The sequence below is a fragment of the Acinetobacter sp. 25-47-130 genome (assembly GCF_056779705.1).
Window position 1 is genome coordinate 21,435 of sequence record NZ_JBWYII010000002.1, and the last position, 21,178, is coordinate 42,612.

Consider the following 21,178-nt stretch of genomic DNA (forward strand, 5'->3'; position numbering starts at 1 on the left):
CAGCCATCTCTAATTTTTTCTTATTCATGGGCTAAGGCTTCAATTGGTTTTAAGTTTGCAGCACGTTTAGCGGGCATATAACCAAAGATCAAACCAACCAGCGTTGAAAATAGCAGTGCGATAATAGCAACTGACCATGAAAATACCATCTTATAATCCGAGCTAATCGCATTAAAAATAAAACTGGCGATCAAGGCGATCGCAACACCAATTACGCCACCAATTAAACATAAAACTGCAGATTCAATCAAAAACTGAGCCTGCACATCACTTTGGCGAGCACCAACTGCTATTCGTAAGCCAATTTCCTTAATTCGCTCGGTCACAGAAACGAGCATGATATTCATCACACCAACGCCACCTACGACCAATGAAATAAAGGCTACTGCAGAAATAAAGAAAGTCATCGTTCCTAAATATTTTTCAAAGGACTTCATAGACTCATCGCTGTTATATATATCAAAATCCTCCACACCATGACGAGCAATCAATAGTTGCCTCACTTTCTTTTCGGCTTTCACTGAGTCAGTATTTTGATGTAGTACCGCAGTCAGCAGATTGACATTATCACTACTTGAAATTTGTGACATCAATACATTATAAGGCATCCAAATTTGTGAAGAACCTGAGCTATATTGAGGTTCAGCGATTCCAACAACTTCATAAGAACGCTTATTAAATAACACTGTTTTACCTAAAGCTAATTTTTGCTGTCCAAATAACTTTTCAGCAGCTTGCTTATCAATCACTACGATTTGGGAACGCTGTTCAACATCGCTCTGTGTAAAAAAGCGACCATGTTGAACTTTCATGTTTCTAATTTTTAAATAAAAACCATCTGCACCTGTTGCACTCACATCAATATTACGATTTTGATAAATCATGTTCCCACTTAAACTGACATGTGGAGAAACATGGATAATTTCTTTCATCTCATTGAGTGCATTTAAATCGTCCATATTTAAACGGCTGGCAGATGCAGCTAAAGCTGTTCCACCAGGATAAATCTCAAGTGTTGCTGTTTTCAATCCCCCCCAATCATTCAAAAACTTTTCTTTTGCGCCATTACCAATCGCAATGACAATGGTGACTGAACAAATGCCAATAATAATCCCTAGCATGGTCAAAAATGACCTTAAACGATTGGCGAAAATTGAGTGCATAGACATTTTCATCGCTTCATACACTTGGGAAACAAAGCTGAATTTCGTGTCCGCATGAAAAACTTTTGATGGAGAAACTTGCCCTAAAGATTGACGCTGCGTATCCGAAAGAATGCGTCCATCTTTAATTTCAATCACACGATCTGCACGTTCTGCAATACTTTTATCATGAGTGACTAAAATAATCGTATGCCCTTGACGGTATAGATCTTCCAAAATTTGCAAGACCATTTCACCACTTTCAGAATCCAAAGCGCCTGTGGGTTCATCGGCTAAAATAACCTCACCACCATTCATAAGCGCACGGGCAATACTGACTCGTTGCTGCTGTCCACCCGACATTTCATTGGGTTTATTGTCACTCTTATCAGCTAAGCCGAGCTGAGCTAAAAGTTGCAGTGCCCGATCTGCACGGTTTTCTGCATTCAAATTTGAATAAATCGCGGGCAAGGCGACATTCTCTAACGCAGATAAAGCATTCAATAAATTATAGCGTTGGAACACAAACCCAAAACTTTTTAAACGTAACGATGAAAGCTCATCATTACTCAATAAGGAAATATCTTGTCCACGAAACAGAAACTGTCCTGAAGAGGCTTGATCCAAACATCCAAGTAAATTCATTAAACTAGACTTACCTGAACCTGATTGCCCAATAATCGAAATAAACTCACCCTGTTCAATACTGAGACTGACATCTTTTAGGATGTGTTGCTGATTATTATCTGGACCTACAAATTTATTTATTTTTTTTAATTCAATCAAACTCATTGAGTATCGCCTGATGTATTCGCACTATCGTCAGGTGCCTCTGCCAAAATTTTTTCACCCAACTTTAAACCAGACTTGATTTCAATATCATTTGAGTCAGAAATTCCAGTCACAACTTTTCTTGGTTGAGGTTTCGCATCAGGTTGATAGAGGTAAACCATGGCATCTGATCCATATCCAATCACCGTTGTTTTCGGAATTTTTAGCACATTCTTTTTTTGATTTACAATAATGTCATTTTGAGTTGTCATACCGATACTGAGTTTACGCTCAGGGTTGTCCACCAACATTCTTGCATAGTAGAACACTGCTGCATTCGCATTTTCATTTTTGTCGTCGTAAGTTCCTTTGGTCAGGGTCGTTAAAGCAGGATCAATACTTTGAAGCACACCATCTAATTTCACATTGGGGTCTGCCAAAGTGCTAAATTTAACTGGCATGTTTTCTTTTAATTTAGTGTAGTCACCTTCTGCGACCTGCATTCGAATTTCCATCTTATTCAAGTTGGCAATCGTCGCGATCAAAGGTGTCGTTTGTGCAAAGTTAATGGTTTGACCAGCTTCAACAGGCATGGAAACCACGGTACCCGTCAGTGGGGAGCGAATCTGAGTGTAGCCCAATTCAGTTTGTGCTGTATTCACATTAATCTGTAATTGTTTCAACCGATATTCATTTGACTCAACATCTGCAATCGCTTGTTTAAGCTGATTATTCGCCTGTTCGAGCTCTTCACGAGAGCCTGCTTCAGCTTTGTATAAAGTTAATTTACGCTGATAGTTTTGTTTTAAAGTTTGTAAAGCGACACGTTTCGCTGCCAAGTCTGCCTTCGCAGCTTCAAGTTCGGCTTTACTGGTATTGAGCTTGTCCAACTGTGTTGTCGAGTCAATTTCAGCGATTAATTCGCCTTTTTTTACATCCTGTCCTAACTTGATATACAGCTTTTGAATTTGACCTGAGACTTGCGCACCCACGGAGACAATATCGGATGCATAAATTTCACCTGTGGCTTTAACAATCTGCGTTAGATCACCTTGAGTGACTTGAACGGTCTGCGGTTCTGGCTGTTTTTTTTGTGCCTGAATATAGAAATAAACAGAAAGCGCTAAAACAACCAATACCACTAAGACCAAAAAATACTTTAATTTTTTTGATTTTTTTTGCATGTGCATAATGACGAATAATCTTTATTGAGGAGATAACTTTTGATCAACATGTTTTATTCACTTTAATATGATCAAAATTTAAAAATTTTTAATGACACGATTCTAGTGAATTCTATTTTTTCACACTGTCGTACTTATTTATTTTTATGTATCGATAACAGCCAACCGCATTTATGTGTTGGCTGTCTATCAGAAAAGGGTTTTGGAAAATAATTAAGCGGCAAATGCTCGATTTAAAATTGAGGTCACATCTACTTGTTTAGGATCAAGCATTCCCACCACTTGACCATGAAATTTTTGATAACGCGTCGCAATAAAAGCATTGGCAATAAAATCTGGCGCATAACGTTTCAGCAATACTGCTTGAGAGAGCACAACCAAACGACTGACTAAGCTTCTCCCCATAAATTGTAAATCATCAGGTTCCTGATGAAATAATCTAAACAGTCCCTGCAACTCTTCATTAAGTATTTTGTCGTGACTTGCAGTAGATGCTAAATCTTTAAATAAATGCTCGATTGATTCAGGATCACGTGAAATAGCACGAAGCACATCGAGACACATGACATTACCTGACCCTTCCCAAATGGTGTTCACAGGTGCTTCTTTAAAGAGACGAGCCATGATGCCATGTTCAACGTAGCCATTGCCACCAAAGACTTCCATCATTTCACCAGTCATTTCTACTGCTCTTTTACAAACCCAAAATTTTGCTGCTGGTGTCATGATACGTTTCCATGCCAAACAAAGTTCACTGTCATGTTCATAACAATGAGCCAAATGGAAACTCAACTGCATTGCCGCTTCAGTCTCTAAAGCAAGATCTGTGAGCACCGACCGCATTAATGGTTGCTCAATGAGTCTCTTACCAAATGCTTGACGTTGACGTGTATAGGCAATGCTTTGTACTAGGGCCTGACGCATAATGCCACTTGAACCTACCGCACACGTTAATCGGGTATAGTTTGCCATTTCAATAATCGTTGGAATGCCGCGTCCAGCCTCCCCCATCATAATGCCCCAAGCCTCTTTAAATTCGACCTCAGAGCTGGAGTTGCTGCGATTTCCAACCTTCTCTTTGAGTCGTTGAATATGAATCGCATTTTTTGTGCCATCTTCCAACCATCGCGGAACAAAGAAACATGCCAAGCCATCATGCTCAGTTTTAGCAACAACCAAATGTGCATCGCACATAGGTGCTGAAAAAAACCATTTATGCCCAGTTAGTAAATAAGCTTGTCCTCTTCCAGACTGCCCAACTGGAACAGCTGTCGTTTCATTAGCACGCACATCAGAACCACCCTGCTTTTCAGTCATGCCCATTCCAATCCAAATCGATTTTTTCTGAGCAATTGGTAAATCACGTTCATCATATTCAGTGGATAAAAGTTTATCTCCTAGCTTTTTCCACAGCTCAGGTTCTTTTTGAATCAATGGAATGCTGCCCAAGGTCATTGAATTTGGACATAAGTTTCCACACTCCACTTGACCACTGAGGAAGAATTTTGCTGCCCAATCCACCCAACCAGATTCTTGAGTAAAATTTAGAAAAGGATGTGCATGAACCGCATATTTACGATTTAATGCCATCCATTTGTGCCATGAAGGATGAAATTCAACAAAATCTGCCCGCCTGCCTCGAGCATCAAAACTATGTAAAATAGGAGGATGTTTATTGGCAAGATCAGCATGGTGATAAAAGCTTTCACAACCTACGACTGCGCCAAACTCACTTAAATGGACTGAGTTTCTACTGCCATAACGCTGTAAGATTTCTTGTAAGATTGGATCTGTTGTATATAGATTGTAATCTTGAAGCTCATCAAATTGATTATGTATTTGATGTGTCATCCATGCCGACATAAACGCACCCTCTTTGGAATTTTTATCTATAACTTCATTATTTATATTATCGAGTATAGCTTTTGAAAGTAGATTATCTAGTGCAAATGATGACCTAAATTGTCATTAAATTTTTATTAACGTCTTAATATGATCTCAGTATTGTGTTCTGCTATTGTTGCATCATCTTTCTATATTTTGCTGGTGGCATACCCTTACAGCGCTTGAATGCTCTAGAAAAAACAGATACTTCTGCATAACCCAACCGTTCAGAAATTTGATCTATTGTGAGATCAGTACCCAGCAATAAATCATCTGCCAAATCCTCACGTAAATTTTTAACCAATTGGTGAAACGTAATCCCTTCATTGGCTAAATTGCGCTGAATGGTACGAACATTGACAGCTAAAGCTTTGGATATATCTTCAATCGTCGGCATTTGTGATGCATTCTTTAATAAAAACTCGCGTATTTTTTTACTATAGTCCCCTAAGCTTTTTCGGCGTCGAAATACATGCTCACACTCTTTTTGGTAACGGATAAAAGTGAAGTCATCAGCTTGACGCAATGGGGTAAGCAACAATTCAGATTGAATCGTGATTCGACTTTGTGGTTTCTCATAAAAAATAGGATAACCAGTTAATTCTTCTATCTGATTTGCATAGCAAGGCTTGGTCATCGCTAAATCTATCTGAAATGGTAATTGAGCACCAAGAATGTCATTTTGAAGTGTGATGATGGTCGCAATATCTCTTTCTAAAATAAATAATTGCATATCAGCACTTAGGTCATGATGAAATAAATTTAAATGTGTAAATTCACCATCTTCTTGCAAAGCCACATCAGAAAAAATTGCGCCTAATTTCAGATATCGTATCGCGATCAGCAACGCTTCTCTGACATTGGCACTACTTAAAATTGCAAATCCCCAAGCCCCTAATGTGGTGGTGTGATGTCGAAGCCCAGCTTCGAGCGCAATGGGATGTTCATCAGAGATTAGATTCAGAATATTTCTGATGATCTGTAATTCATTTCGCTCTTGGATTTCAAAATTTTCTTGATAAAGATCTTGTTTCGTCAGTTGTGTATTTTCTAGGCATTGCTCAAAAGTAATACCGTAGCTTTCTGCAACATGACATAGTACCCGAGCTGTATTCGCTTCCCTTAAAAACTTCCATGAATTAAGCATCATTATTCGCGTTTTTATTTGTCATCTAATGTCAAATTTAACTGTTTAATTATCATTCTACAAGTGAATTCAATCTCTTATATTCATAAATAAAAGAAAATGGAATTTTTTATGAACATGTATGCCAATCTTGTTGAGGAACAGCAAAGCCTGGTCAATGAACTCACGGCGTTATATCAAAAAACCAAAGCCGAGATGAACGACCAAGATATTGATCATATTCGAAATGTTGCTGCATATTCAAAGGCTATAAAATTACGCAGTGAGCAACTTATTCGTGAATGTATAAGTTTAGAATCTTGGGGACGGGGCATTATTCTGGGTTGTTTACACACCCTACTCGAATTTTCAGAGCTCGGTCATAACATCATGCACGGAAGTTATGATCACCTCCCCCAAGCAACCGAGTTTCATTCAGAACGCTGGGTATGGGACTTTGTGACTGATCCTCGTGAATGGCGCGTCATGCATCATCAAAATCATCATCCATTTACCAACATCGTTGGCAAAGATCATGATTTAGGGTATTCCTTTTTAAGAAGCTTGGCAGGTCAAAGCTGGTACGGGCATCACAGTGTTCAATTGCTGATTTACAGTGCGCTGATGATCACTCCATCCTACTATTTCACACTCTATACAGCCACATCAGCAGCACGTACAGAAGGTCGAAAGATCCTTTCCAAAGAAACCTTTACTCAATCACTTCGTCTCATAAAAGCTCATGCTCAAAAACAGTTTATTGAAGCACCTGTCGCTGCAAAATGGTCAAAAAAATTACCTGTTTTTATCGGAAATTATCTTACAACAACGATAGGCTATGGTTTTTTACTTCATATCCTCTTCTTAGAACATCACGCTGAAAATTTGGAGCTTTATTCAGATCCTGGACCTGATGAGACGCAAGAAGAATATTTCATACGACAGATTAAAAGTACCACCAATTTTATCCCATATGCACCGCTGGATCAGTTTCTCAAAAAGATCCTTGATGAAGAGGTCCCGTATTCAAATCCACCTCCATTCGAAATCTTTTATGGCGGATTAGATACACATCTTGAACATCATTTATTTCCAGATTTAGCATGTAATCGTCAAAGACAAATCAAAGCTGTAGTACGTAGTATTTGTGAAAAATATCAATTGCCTTATCACAATTCACCCATGGAAAAGCTGATTCCAGCGATACCGCTCAGCCTCATTAAAAGAACTCTACCTTTTGGTAATCAAGAAAAAAATAACCCTTTCAAATTACTCATTCGACCAAAAGAATTATTAAAACGTATCAAACGAGGAATTCAATATCAGCCACCCTCAACCATGACATATTTACACAAGCCACAGTTCTATAATGCGTCGGCAAAAGTTGTACAAGTCGAAATACAGCTTAATGGTCAAGTCAAAACACTTAAAATGAGCAAGCCTCAAGGCTGGGAACATTTAAAATGGCAGGCAGGTGCATTTATTTCATTAAGCTTTGAAATAAATGGGCAAACTTATATTCGTCAATACAGCTTATTGCATGAAAGCCAAACCGCAGATGGCTATTTTGAAATTGCAGTGAAACGTACACCTGCTGGCATTGTTTCTCACTATATTCATGATCATGTTCCTGTAAATACAAAGGTGACGATTGTAAGTCCACCACAATCTACACCTGATTTTGTTTTAGACACCCTTCCGCGGAAGTTAATCTTTATCGCAGCAGGAGTCGGTATTACACCAATTTTAAGTATGTTAAGAAAATATCAGCGTATCGAAAGTAAAGCTGAAGCTCATTTGTTTTACTTTAACCACGATGAAAATTCTATTTTGTTTGAAAATGAGATTCGTCAAATCTCGGGGCATTCGAATTTGAATGTTCACTTCATCTGCTCCAAAGTTCAGAACGAGTCGGCATCTGATTTACGACAAGGACGTTTTAGTCTTGAAATTTTCCAACCTTATATTCGAGATTTTAAATGCCAACACGTATATGCCTGCGCCCCTCAAGCATTAATCGATTCTGCTCGCCAACAACTTATTCAAGCAGGCGTTAAAGCAGCAGCATTTCACACAGAAAATTTTAAACCTGCTCCTCTCAGTTTTGAGTCTGATGGTGTTACACGTCGAGTAATTTTCAAAAAAAGTAATACAAGTATCGACATTGAAGGGAATGTCACGTTACTTGAAGCCGCGCGTCAAGCTGGTTTAAAACTGCCAAGCGGTTGTCAACAAGGTTTATGCAAAGCCTGTGTATGCACTAAATTGGAAGGTCAAACTCAGTTAGAAGTTGATTCATCCACTATTCAACATCGCATTACGCTATGCAACACTGTGGCTCGCTCACCAATCATTGTGCTTGATGTTTAACAAAGATTCTTAAGTTAATCGCCGTCATGAAGTAATCATGCAATGCTTCATGACAGTAAGATTCAAACACTTAAACAACCAAACTTATGATTCATATCCAAGAATTGCACAACCAAAACCTTACTGTAAATCATCGTTAAATCCTTTTAACCTGAACCAAATATTCTATTGGTGAATATTCAAATAAACCCTTAATTTATATGAGGGTAATTGGAATTTTATTTACAAATTAAACTCTCCAATTGAACGCATCATGATTTATGATGAATTTGTAAACTCAATAAAACACACATTCTTGTCACAATGTTGCTTTAGAATGATCGAACAAAACGGTTCATGTCTCTGGTATTGGAAGCGCTAGATCTTATAAAAGTGAATGCTCAGCCAACCATCAAGAAAGACATATATTATAAATGGAGAATGAATATGAGCGATGACTCAAAAAAATGTCCTGTCACCCACTTAACAACTGATGCTGGTGCTCCTGTAGTAGACAACCAAAACAGTATGACAGCAGGTGCACGTGGTCCTTTACTTGCACAAGATTTATGGCTGAATGAAAAACTAGGTAACTTCGTTCGTGAAGTGATTCCTGAGCGTCGTATGCACGCGAAAGGTTCTGGGGCATTTGGTACCTTCACTGTTACCCATGATATTACGCAATATACTCGCGCTAAATTATTCTCTGAAATCGGTAAAAAAACCGATATTTTTGTGCGCTTCTCTACAGTTGCTGGCGAACGTGGTGCAGCAGATGCTGAACGTGATATCCGCGGTTTCGCAATGAAATTTTACACTGAAGAAGGTAACTGGGATTTAGTAGGTAATAACACTCCAGTTTTCTTCTTACGTGATGCGCGTAAGTTCCCTGACTTAAACAAAGCAGTAAAACGCGATCCTAAAACCAACAAACGTAGTGCAACCAACAACTGGGATTTCTGGACTTTACTTCCAGAAGCATTACATCAAGTGACGATTGTCATGTCAGACCGCGGTATCCCAGATGGTTACCGTCACATGCATGGTTTTGGTAGCCATACCTTCAGTTTTATCAATGCCAACAACGAACGCTTCTGGGTTAAATTCCATATGCGCACGCAACAAGGCATTAAGAATTTAACTGATGCAGAAGCTGAAGCGATTATTGCGAAAGATCGCGAAAGTTCTCAAACTGACTTATTTGATGCGATTGAACGTGGTGATTTCCCGAAATGGAAAATGTACGTCCAAATCATGCCTGAGCTAGATGCAGAGAAAGTTCCATATCACCCATTTGACTTAACCAAAGTATGGCCTAAAGGGGACTATCCTTTGATCGAAGTCGGTGAATTCGAACTTAATCGTAACCCTGAAAACTACTTCCAAGACGTAGAACAAGCTGCCTTTGCCCCAAGTAACTTAGTGCCAGGCATCAGCTTCTCACCTGACCGTATGCTTCAAGCACGTCTGTTCAACTATGCAGATGCTGCACGCTACCGTGTTGGTGTTAACCATTATCAAATTCCAGTGAATGCACCACGTTGCCCTGTTCACTCAAACCGTCGCGATGGTCAAGGTCGTACTGATGGTAACTATGGTGCTTTGCCACACTATGAACCAAATAGTTTCAGCCAATGGCAGGAACAGCCACAATATAAAGAGCCACCATTAAAAATTTCTGGTGCGGCAGATTTCTGGGATTACCGCGAAGATGACAATGACTATTTCAGTCAACCACGCGCATTATTCAATCTCATGAATGATCAGCAAAAACAGGCTTTATTTGACAATACAGCCGCAGCAATGGGCGATGCATTAGATTTCATTAAGTATCGTCATATTCGTAACTGCTATGCTTGTGACCCAGCATATGGCGAGGGTGTTGCAAAAGCATTAGGCATGACCGTAGCTGATGCACAGGCTGCACGTGCAACTGACCCAGCACAAGGAAATCCAGGCTTACTTTAATTAATATCTCCATAAAAAAACCGCTGTTATCAGCGGTTTTTTTTATTCAAACAATTAGTTTTTTACCTTCCCGAATACAATAAAACGGACTGATAAATTTAGATGCATTTTTCATCGCTTGGTGCAGATCCAACTCAGGTTGATTCCGATCTTCATCTGTTAACTGAAAAGTACGATAGTGAATCGCTAGTGAACGTTTTGCGTGTAAATCTTTATGTGCTTGGAATGCATCAGCAGGATTCATATGTAGATATTGCATCAATACTCTTGGTTCATATGCACCGATTGGCAGTAAAGCAATCCTTGGTGCACCTAAGCGCTGGTGAATCTCTTTAAAATGTTGTGCATAGCCTGTATCACCAGCAAAGTAACAATGACCATGCTCAGATAAAATTGAAAAACCACCCCATAATGCAAGGTTTTGATCACGAAGCCCTCGACCAGAACCATGTTGGGCAGGCGTGTAGACAATTTTAAAATCTTTGAATAAGGCAGACTGCCACCAATCCATCTCAATCACATGAAATGCTTTCGGCAAATAGGCTGCATTTCCTAGACCTGTATAGATCGGCATAGCAAATTTTTGATGTAGCCAATTCAAACTCGCTAAATCCATATGATCATAGTGATTATGACTGAGTAATACTGCGTGAATCTGTGGTAAATCTTCAAGTGCAATCCCTGCAGGGATAACACGTTTCGGTCCACTCCCGTGCTTTGGGCTTACATAATCCGCCCATACAGGGTCGGTTAAGAAGTTATATGGACCAATTTGAATTAAAACCGTAGCATGACCAACAAACCATACTTGCCAATCTTCTAAATCTGCATGCGGACGAGCCTCAGGCTTAGCACGTTTGGTTTGAATAAAGTCCTGTTGCTCTTTCGCGAAATCACCTTGCCAGGTAAAGCTTTTACGAGCCATCAACCATTTATATAAATTCCATTGGTTGAGCTGTGCAGGACGTGGTTCCTGATTAACGAATCTTCGCCCATTATGGTGATCCAGTGAAACCAATTTAAGTTTTGGTTTAAACCACACATGCCGAATACAATCTTCAGTCTTTAGTTGATAGTGCAGATTAGAATCTTGCGGCTTCCGTCCAACAACAAGTGTAGACTCTGGATTACTCGAAGTCGTCGTTGGAATATCAGTCAAATTAGACATAATAAATGTAAGCACCTTAAACCGAAGCGATTTTGAAATAGTTGATTATTCAGTTATATAAATAGATTATGTTCATCATCTATTCGCATTTTTAAATTATGTTTTTAAAAGATACACTGTTCGTGTTTCATTTAAGACAACATCAATCTCAATTCCCATGAAGTGGTTATAATTTCATCAATAAATTGTGAAATAGAACACCAATCATCCCTCTATTATTCATCATATACAACTCAGACTTTCTTTTTGTTTATGATTTTGTTGTTTTTTTCTGTTTTTTGATTTTTTTTAATCACCCACAGAAATCTTAAATAGAGGAAGTTAAATTTTGTTTAGGATGTGACTTAACGCTGAACAACTGATCTCACAAAGCTTCAACGTACTTTTCTCTACATTATTATTTTTCATAGACTTAAAGCCGAAACAATTGGTTTCAACTTTAATAGATACAATCTTTTCTAAACCTATACAAATCAGTCACTCATTCGCGATGAGAGTTCGATCTTGAAATGTAGAATTTCTATCTAAGTAAGAAATTAAATGCATGTAAATTTTAAAATACAAAAAAATGCTTCATTCACTAACTAAATACCAAAATACATCTACTTATTGATCAATTTCACTTATACTCATCTTTAGCAACATTAAGACATTTTTTAGATTATTCTCTGGAAGGCTATATGGAATTACGGCATTTGCGCTATTTTATTACAGTTGCAGAAGAGCTTAATTTTAGCAAAGCTGCACTTAAGCTCTACACAGCACAGCCTTCACTCAGCCAACAAATCAAAGATTTAGAAGACGATGTTGGTGTGCGTTTACTAAATCGTACCAAACGAAAAGTTGAATTGACCGAAGAAGGCGCTGTGTTTCTGGAACAGGCGAGACTCACCATTGCTCAAGCAGAAAAAGCAATTAATATGGCGCGCCAAGTGTCTAAAGCAAAACAAAAAATGCTACGCATTGGTTTTGTGCCAGTTGCAGAAATGAAAATCTTTCCTTATGTATTACCTAACTTACGTGTTCAAAATCCCGAATTAAAAATTGAATTACAAAGCTTAAATAATATTGAGCAATTCAAAGGCATAAAGAAAGGCGAATTGGACATTACTTTTACTCGTCAACGTTTAGATTCTGAAGAGATCGAGAGTCGCTTTGTACTGCGTGAACCTTTAGTTTTTATTCTGCCTAAAGACCACCCTTTGGCAAAGTACGAACGTATTCCTGTAAAAGCGCTTGATGGCATTGATTTTGTGATCCCTTCAGATGAACAATCTAAAACCCTACATGACACCATTCTAGGCTTTGCTGAACAAAATGGCGTTTCTTTTAAAATTGTTCAAAAAGCTGACAATATCTTGTTTAACATTAACTCTATTGGTATTGGCTTAGGGTGTACGATTCTTCCTGGCTATATTATGCCACTTCTCTTGGAAAATAGTGTGACTCGTCCACTCGATGTAGAGCTACCTTCGCTTGATCTCTTTGTAAGTTATCGCAAGAATGCCACTGGTATTGCTGTGCAAAAATTTATGGAGTTACTTTCAAAAGTCTTTTATTTAGACTTTAATCAAAGTTCAACGTGAATAAAAAACCCGCTGAATTGAGCGGGTTTTTTATCGATGTGATTTAGCAAGCAACTGACTGATTAATCAAATTTTTTAAAAGTTGATGTAATTCATCAATGGAATCCACGACCGCAAGTGGATGATATTGCTGTAATACCTCAGGTACATGAACGCCATACGTCACCCCTACACTTGGCATACGAATATTCAATGCCATTTCAAGATCGTATGAAGTATCTCCTACCATTATCGCTTGATCTGCATTAAAACCAGTTTCGGCTAAAATTTCAGCCAACATCAACGGATCTGGTTTTGATTTTGTTTCACTGGCTGCACGTGTCGCTGAAAACAAACTCACACTCTGAGTTTGCCCCAGTACTCGATCTAGCCCCTTACGACTTTTTCCTGTCGCAACAGCCAAATGAATACCAGACTCTTTGAGATCATGCAACATTTCAGCCACACCATCAAACCAACGATCATGTTTCGAGTGCTCAACATAATGCGCTGAATAAGACTGTAAAATTGCCTCGTGTAAATCAGGAACCTGAGGAAATAAAACCTGCGCTACTTCAGGCAATCCTAAGCCAATAATGCTTTTAGCATCCTCATCAGTCAAAGGTTGATTAAATTGTTTAGCGGCAAATTTTAAACTTTCAACAATTTGACCCACTGAATCAAACAAAGTGCCATCCCAATCAAAAATAATGAGTTTTACCGCTGATGTCATATTTTGTATCCTAATTTTGATCGGGCAGACGCCACTTAAATATCATCGTGACATATTAAGATCCCATCGTTGCATGACCTCGTCATGACACAACGATTCAATCTTTACACAACCACTGAGACGCAATCAGTCTTGTTGAGACTGCACTACAGGTTTATCCGCTTTTTGTGCGCGAAGTTGTGCAACCAAACTTTGCATATCCTCAGGCAAGGGTGCTTCAATTACTGGATATCCTGGAATCTCTAAGCGCATTGCGTGTAAACATAAACGACGTGGTTTAGGTCCACGATATTCCGTCTCATGCCCGTACTTTTCATCACCCACCAAGGGATGACCAATACTGAGTCCATGTACGCGAATTTGATGTGTACGACCAGAAAGCGGTGATGCATACACGAGTGACGCATGCATAAAGCGTTCTGCTACCTTCCATTGGGTTTTTGAAGGCTTTCCTTCTTTAGATACACGCACTCGACGTTCACCATTGGCTAGCTCATAGCGATGTAATGGTGCATCGATTAATTGGGAATCTAGTGTTACTTGGCCTTTCACCACAGCAGCATAAGTTTTTTGAATCTTGTGTTCACGAAGCATATCTTGAAGTGTTTTTAACACGCTCCGCTTTTTAGAAATCATCACCAAGCCTGAAGTATCACGGTCAATACGATGGATCAATTCTAAATATTTTTTCCCTGTCGCTGCGCGTAAGCCTTCAATTAAGCCATACGCAACACCACTTCCACCGTGCACCGCAATCCCAGAAGGTTTGTTCACCACTAAAAGACCTTCATCTTCATAAATCACACGGCTTAACAAGCCCTGCGCGACTTTGTCTGATACTGGAGCTTGAGATTCATCTTTTTGTTCATAACGAATCGGTGCAACACGGATTTGATCGCCAATATTCAATTTAGTTTCCGCTTTCACACGCTTTTTGTTGACCCGCACCTGACCTTCACGAATTAAACGATAGATTCGACTTTTCGGTACTCCTTTAAGACGAGCGAATAGAAAATTGTCGATGCGTTGCCCCAATTGGTGCTCATCCACTTCAAACCAAGTGACGCTTTGCCATTCTTGCGTAGAATTCATACAGTTACGTTGACCTAAAAAAATACTAAATTCGATTAAAAACTGATCATTTAGACTACCCAATTGACTAGAAATGTCTGTGTAGCCCATAGGCAGATGATCTAAGGTTTGCTATAGTCAGCGCACGGATACCGCCGTAAGTGAACATTTGTTTAGAGATTTCAAAATTTTGAAATTCAAACTAAATTTTTGTTTAGCATAAACTCGGAATGGTCCCAAAAGAATATGCCAACGCCGAAGGCTTATTATATCGGCAAAAAGACAAACTGTTGCGTTTAATTGTGCTTTTGCACATAAATCAGTTTGTTTAAAAAAATATGTCGCCAACAAATTATGTTGGTTTTTAAACGTTAACTGATACACATCAGAATGGTCGCAACCTGATTTCTCATTCAGGCTATAACGTTAGATGCATTGGATCTGCACAATTTGTAAAGATACGACGATAATTCCGTATCAAGACACTCTATCAAAAAATTGAAGAGATGATCTTCGAGCAATGTGACAGTGAAAGTAACGAACATCCAATGCACCGTTAGTCCGCCAGTGAATGTTCAGGCTTCTTTAATCAGTGACAGGATTAAAGCCGTATTGCCATCATCAATACGTGAATCAAAATACCGAAGCCGATCAATAAAGGCCGGTAATACACTTAGATCAATCTAATTATGGTGATCTAGGAATTGATCCATGCGGGTTGATGTTCGCTACGTAAATCGCGATGTTTTGCTTGTGTATCACTATTAGGTGTTACACCCATGAAACGTATGTTGATCAATGCAACACATGCCGAAGAAGTTCGCGTTGCACTCATCACTGGTCACCGTCTTTACGATTTCGATTTAGAAAATCGTACTCGTGAACAAAAGAAAGCCAATATCTACAAAGGTCATGTGACTCGCGTTGAGCCATCTCTTGAAGCTGTGTTTGTAGAATATGGTGCAGGCCGTCAAGGCTTCCTTTCAATGCGTGAAATCGCAAACTCATATTACAAAGCTGACCCTCGTCAAACTTCAAACATTCGTGAGTTAATCACTGAAGGTACTGAGCTTTTAGTTCAAGTTGAAAAAGAGGAACGTGGCAACAAAGGCGCTGCTCTCTCAACTTTTATTTCCCTTGCTGGTCGTTACTTGGTCTTAATGCCAAACAACCCGAAAGGTGGTGGTATTAGTCGTCAAATTTCTGGTTCAGTTCGTGAAGAATTGAAAGAAATGTTGGCGTCTTTAAATGTACCTCGTGGGATGAGCGTGATTGTACGTACTGCAGGGATTGGTCGCTCACAAGAAGAGCTTCAACTTGATCTTCAGCACCTTCTCGATCTTTGGGCACGCATCCAAAGTACAGCAAATTCTGGCCCTTCTCCAATGTTGGTTCATCAGGAAGCTGGTGTAGTTACTCGTGCAATTCGCGACTATTTACGTGATGATGTTGCAGAAATTTTAATTGATTCTGAACAAGCTTATAACGAAGCCTATAACTTTGTTAAAGCCGTGATGCCGAACCAATTAGACAAGTTAAAAACATATACTTTGAATGAGCCTTTATTTGCTCATTTTGGTATCGAAAGTCAAATTCAAACAGCTTACGAGCGTGAAGTGAAACTTCCTTCTGGTGGTTCAATTGTCATTGACCAAACAGAAGCATTGGTTTCGATCGATATTAACTCTGCAAAATCTACTCGTGGTCACGATGTAGAGGAAACTGCGCTTAGTACTAACTTAGAAGCAGCAGAAGAGATCGCTCGCCAACTTCGCTTACGTGATATCGGTGGTCTGGTCGTGATTGACTTCATTGATATGACCAAAGAACGCAATCAACGTATGGTTGAAGCGAAACTGCGTGAATCAACTCAAAGTGATCGTGCACGTATCCAGTTCGGTCAATTGTCTCGTTTCGGCTTAATGGAAATGAGTCGCCAACGTTTACGCCCTTCTTTAGAAGAAGCGACTGGCTATGTATGTCCACGTTGTCATGGCACAGGTATGGTTCGTGACTTACGCTCTCTTTCACTTTCGATCATGCGTAAAGTTGAAGAAATTGCACTTCGTGAGCGTCAAGGTGAAGTTCAAGTAGAAGTTCCTGTTGAAATTGCAGCATTCCTTCTCAATGAAAAACGTCATAGCCTCGTGTATTTGGAGCAAACTTCAAATGTACGTGTGACTGTACTCCCACACCCGCATTTAGAAACGCCACATTACGAAATCTCGTATAATCCGGAAGGCTTTGCACCAACCAGCTATGAACGTACTGAAGCGACTCGTTCTAGTGAAAAAGAGTTGGGTTATGAGTCTTCAGAATGGCACTTAGAAGAAGAGCATACAGCTCCACCTACGCATGCCCCCGTAACGCAGGAAAAAGGCAATAAGCGTCATAAAAATAACCAAAATGCTACACAACCTGCGGTAGCGCAAAAAACTGCACCAGCAGCTGCTCCAGCAACTAGCCCATGCGCATGGTTAGAAAATCTGTTTGTTCAAAAACAAGCGAGTACGATTGATCAATCTCGTACAGCCAATTCTGCAGCGGCTGCAATTGAACAAATGGTGAACGGTGGTGCCGTAAGTCGTGGTCAATTCGGTCAAATTGCACCTGTGACACCTGTGGCAATTGAAGCATCTGCACCAGTTGAAACAAATGCGTATATTTCACATACGCCTGTTGCGAAAAATGATACACGCGACCAAGAACGTCAAGCTGAAAAAGACGAGCGGCCACAACGTCATAACAAGAAAAATCGCAATAAGCAACGTGACACACGCGAAGTTAACGCAGATCAACATGTGATTGAAGAAGTTGTACAGGCACCTCGCCATGAACAACGTCAAGACAATCGTCATGAGTCACGCAATGAAAACCGTCATGAGCAACGCCAAGAACAGCGTGATCAGAAACGTCATCAAAAGCGCCCTCAACAAAACGAGACAGCTTTCGAAGCACAAACTGAACAAGCTGTCCCACGTCGTGACCGTAATGCACAACGTCCAAATCGTCCAAATCGTCACCGCGATCAAAGTGTATTAAATCAAGAGCAATCTTCAGCACCTGTTGCTCCAGAAGCTCAAGTTAAAGTTGATTTAATTGATGTACCTCGTAATGATGAGCTTAAAACAGCGTTAGTGGTTAATGTTGATCAAGCACAAAGTGAGATTGTTGCATTAACGCCTGAAGTAGCAGCACCTGTAGCAACTGCTCCAGCACCTGTTGTGACAGACGCTGAAGTGTCAGCACCTCAAGTGGAAATTACGGTTGATGAACCTGTCATTGAAGCTGAGGTTAAACCTCAACAAGCACCACAACGTGCAAGTAACGACCCACGTCAACGTCGTCGTAACAAGCATCAACATGACCAGAAAGCAAAATCAGATGCGCCGAAGCTTCGCCCTTCACAAGTGCCAGCTTTAGCACAACATACGGTTTTAAGCTTAATTCAACATGTTTATGGTGCGGATTGCTCTGTATTGATTGAGCAGTTTGGATTAATTCCAACCTTCAATCGCGCATTGCAAAAGTTCACTGAACAGTATGCAGCGAGTTTAAATACTCAATCTGCTGAACCTGCTACTGAGAAAAAACCAGTAACACGTGATGTCGCTGTTCAACAAGCTCCAGCTGAAAAAGAGCCTGCACCTGTGTTGGACTTAACACCTCCAAAACCAGTGTCTGATAAGCGTGTTGCAAACGATCCACGTGAGCGTCGTCGTCTTGCAAAACTTGCAGCAGAGCAAGCAAAACAAGCGCGCCTTGAAGAAGTTGCAGCACAAGAAGCCGTGAAAGTTGAAGCACCTGTTACGGATGCTCCACAAGCAGCTGATGCAACATCTGAAGTTGCACATCAAGAAACAGCAACACAGACAGCTGAAGTGACTCAATCTGAAGTGAAGACTGAAGAAAAAGTTCAAACTTCTTCACAACAGCAACCTGAAGAAAAATCTTCAGAATCAACTGAAGTTGCGTCTACAGAAGCAGAAACTGCGAAAGTTGAAGTGGCGGAAGTTGCCGTAAGTGCTGAGGATAAATCTGCACAAGCTGAAGCAGATAAGGATGATGCAGAACAGCAGGAAGAAGACAAACCTGTTCGTCCGCGTCGCCCTCGTGGTCGCCCACCAAAAAAAGCAACCCCATCAGCTGAGTAATTTGCTTAAACTACATTAGCTTTTGACAAACCTAGTCATTACGGTGGCTAGGTTTTTTTGTTATGGTCTTTAAAGTTTTGACTGAAAAATCCTGTTCAGAATTGATCAATTTTTCAAAATGGATAAGATATTCAGTGACAAAACCAAGTAAAAAACTTGCGAAAAATTAAAGACTAAACGGAATATCACAAAAAATAGGACCAGTATGAGCCAGACTTATCAAAACGATCTCATTGGAATCAAAGACGTAGCAGCACGACTCCCACATTTGGTCACGAAGTTGCCAAATATTCTTGTCGGGCTCAAACAGGCTTATTTACGTACTCCTAAAACGCCAGCAGGTCTTGCCCTCGCTTTTGAGCGTGCAGCGCAAAAAAATCCTCAAGGTATTGCGCTGTTATGTGAAGATCAGAAATATACCTACCAACAACTAAATGATTGGGCAAACCAAATTGCACACTACTACATCACTAAGGGTGCAAAAAAAGGTGATGTGATTGCGGTTATTGTTGAAAACCGTAGTGAACTTATTGCCACCGTCATTGGTCTTGCAAAAATTGGGGTTGTTTCAGCGCTCGTCAATACGTCTCAAACAGGTAAGGTACTTACCCATAGTATTAATTTGGTTAAACCAATCGGCGTAATTGTCGGTGAAGAATGCCGTGAAGCTGTCGATGAAGTACGCGAACAACTGACTGTCGCAAAAGATAAGCTCTATTGGTTTGCTGATCAAAATACACGCCAAAATGCTGGTCAAGCACCTGAAGGCTATCATAATCTTGCACAAGAAATTTTATCTGAATCTAAAGATAATCTAGCTGAAACACATAAGGTGACTGGTGCTGACGGCTTATTCTACATCTATACGTCTGGCACAACAGGTTTACCAAAAGCCGTAGTCTTTACCAATAGTCGTTGGATGTTAGCGTATGGCACATATGGTCATGTCCTCAATCTAAATAAAGATGACGTTATGTATGTCACTTTACCGCTTTATCATGCTACAGGCATGGTAGTGTGCTGGTGTGGTGTAATTGCTGGTAGTTCGACACTAGCGATTCGTCGTAAGTTCTCAACCTCTTCTTTTTGGAAAGATGTTCAAAAATTTAATGCATCAGCAATTGGTTATGTTGGTGAGCTATGTCGCTATCTTCTAGATGCACCTGAATCACACCAAGATCGCAATCATCGCGTCACCAAGATGATTGGTAACGGCATGCGTCCAAATATTTGGGATAAATTTAAAAATCGCTTTGGCATTGAAGAAGTACTCGAACTTTATGCTTCAAGTGAAGGCAATGTCGGCTTTTCCAATATTTTAAACTTCGACAATACCGTAGGTTTCTCTCCTATTCCTTATGCCATTATCCAATATGACAAGGAAAAAGAGGCTCCTATTCGTGATGCAAAAGGTCATTGTATTAAAGTCAAAAAAGGTGAAACAGGCTTATTGATTGGTAAAATTACCAATCGCTCGCCATTTGATGGTTATACCGATCCAGAAAAGAATAAATCCTCGATCATGCATGATGTTTTTACCAAAGGAGATTCTTATTTCATCACGGGTGACCTTGTGCGAGATATCGGGTGCCGCCATGCTCAATTTGTTGACCGTCTCGGTGATACCTTCCGCTGGAAAGGTGAGAATGTCTCTACAACTGAAGTTGAAAATATTTGTAGTGATTATGAAAAGATCACAGAAGCAGTGGTATACGGCGTTGAGATTCCAAATACTAACGGTCGTGCAGGTATGGCAGCCATCACTTTAGCAGAAGGTGCTGAACTAAATGAGCAAGATTTATCCGATATGGCTCAGTTCTTTAAGAAGTCTTTGCCAAGCTATGCGGTTCCAGTGTTCTTACGTGTACAGAAAACACTCGAAACTACAGGAACATTTAAATATCAAAAGAGTAAGTTAAAGGAAGAAGCTTATTTTCCAGACAAAACTTCAGATCGTATTTTGGTTTTATTACCAAATGAAGATGCATATTGCGATTTAAATGAAGAGATTCTGAAAAATATTGAACAGTATAAATATCGTTTTTAAGCTAAAATCGATTGTT

Annotated in this window: 12 protein-coding genes; 5 read left to right on the forward strand and 7 right to left on the reverse strand. The window is 39.8% G+C overall.

Going from position 1 to position 21,178, the window contains the following annotated elements; all coding sequences use genetic code 11:
* Nucleotides 1-20: 20 nt before the first annotated feature.
* The 4 genes from AC1M83_RS03790 to AC1M83_RS03805 all read right to left on the reverse strand — a co-directional run bounded on the left by AC1M83_RS03790 (nucleotide 21) and on the right by AC1M83_RS03805 (nucleotide 6,131).
* Complete coding sequence (locus AC1M83_RS03790; RefSeq protein ID WP_481590067.1) at nucleotides 21-1,934, reverse strand: ABC transporter permease; 1,914 nt, start codon at nucleotides 1,932-1,934, stop codon at nucleotides 21-23.
* Entirely contained in the window at nucleotides 1,931-3,103 is a 1,173-nt protein-coding gene (locus AC1M83_RS03795) for an efflux RND transporter periplasmic adaptor subunit (RefSeq protein WP_051586497.1), read from the reverse strand. Before AC1M83_RS03795 ends, AC1M83_RS03790 begins: the two co-directional genes overlap by 4 nt.
* A 207-nt stretch (nucleotides 3,104-3,310) precedes the next feature.
* Nucleotides 3,311-4,960 (reverse strand): acyl-CoA dehydrogenase family protein, encoded by a 1,650-nt coding sequence (locus AC1M83_RS03800; protein WP_180028634.1) that lies wholly within the window; start codon nucleotides 4,958-4,960, stop codon nucleotides 3,311-3,313.
* Nucleotides 4,961-5,111: 151 nt separating this feature from the next.
* Complete coding sequence (locus AC1M83_RS03805) at nucleotides 5,112-6,131, reverse strand: AraC family transcriptional regulator (protein ID WP_081403219.1); 1,020 nt, start codon at nucleotides 6,129-6,131, stop codon at nucleotides 5,112-5,114.
* Between the two features lie 108 nt (nucleotides 6,132-6,239).
* Here AC1M83_RS03805 and AC1M83_RS03810 point away from each other — a divergent pair, with 108 nt between their 5' ends.
* Nucleotides 6,240-8,477 (forward strand): fatty acid desaturase, encoded by a 2,238-nt coding sequence (locus tag AC1M83_RS03810; protein ID WP_481590068.1) that lies wholly within the window; start codon nucleotides 6,240-6,242, stop codon nucleotides 8,475-8,477.
* 426 nt (nucleotides 8,478-8,903) lie between these two features.
* Nucleotides 8,904-10,424: a catalase gene (locus tag AC1M83_RS03815; protein ID WP_035264193.1), complete on the forward strand. Its 1,521-nt coding sequence runs from the start codon at nucleotides 8,904-8,906 to the stop codon at nucleotides 10,422-10,424.
* Between the two features lie 46 nt (nucleotides 10,425-10,470).
* On the opposite strand, the gene AC1M83_RS03820 is transcribed toward AC1M83_RS03815, so the two are convergent.
* Complete coding sequence (locus AC1M83_RS03820) at nucleotides 10,471-11,592, reverse strand: MBL fold metallo-hydrolase (protein WP_180028632.1); 1,122 nt, start codon at nucleotides 11,590-11,592, stop codon at nucleotides 10,471-10,473.
* Nucleotides 11,593-12,272: 680 nt separating this feature from the next.
* Between AC1M83_RS03820 and hcaR the strand changes: the two genes are divergently transcribed.
* Complete coding sequence (gene hcaR, locus AC1M83_RS03825) at nucleotides 12,273-13,178, forward strand: DNA-binding transcriptional regulator HcaR (RefSeq protein WP_481590069.1); 906 nt, start codon at nucleotides 12,273-12,275, stop codon at nucleotides 13,176-13,178.
* A 43-nt stretch (nucleotides 13,179-13,221) separates the two neighbouring features.
* On the opposite strand, the gene AC1M83_RS03830 is transcribed toward hcaR, so the two are convergent.
* Entirely contained in the window at nucleotides 13,222-13,890 is a 669-nt protein-coding gene (locus tag AC1M83_RS03830) for an HAD family hydrolase (RefSeq protein WP_092766702.1), read from the reverse strand.
* A gap of 126 nt (nucleotides 13,891-14,016) precedes the next feature.
* Nucleotides 14,017-14,982: an RluA family pseudouridine synthase gene (locus AC1M83_RS03835; RefSeq protein ID WP_481588736.1), complete on the reverse strand. Its 966-nt coding sequence runs from the start codon at nucleotides 14,980-14,982 to the stop codon at nucleotides 14,017-14,019.
* A 758-nt stretch (nucleotides 14,983-15,740) separates the two neighbouring features.
* On the opposite strand from AC1M83_RS03835, the gene AC1M83_RS03840 reads away from it, so the two are divergent.
* Both AC1M83_RS03840 and AC1M83_RS03845 read left to right on the forward strand, forming a co-directional pair.
* The gene (locus AC1M83_RS03840; protein ID WP_481590070.1) at nucleotides 15,741-19,115 is read left to right on the forward strand and encodes an Rne/Rng family ribonuclease; all 3,375 of its coding nucleotides are present in this window, start codon (nucleotides 15,741-15,743) and stop codon (nucleotides 19,113-19,115) included.
* A 205-nt stretch (nucleotides 19,116-19,320) separates the two neighbouring features.
* A complete protein-coding gene (locus AC1M83_RS03845; RefSeq protein ID WP_481590071.1) occupies nucleotides 19,321-21,162 on the forward strand; it encodes a long-chain-acyl-CoA synthetase in 1,842 nt (613 codons plus the stop codon).
* Nucleotides 21,163-21,178: the final 16 nt, after the last annotated feature.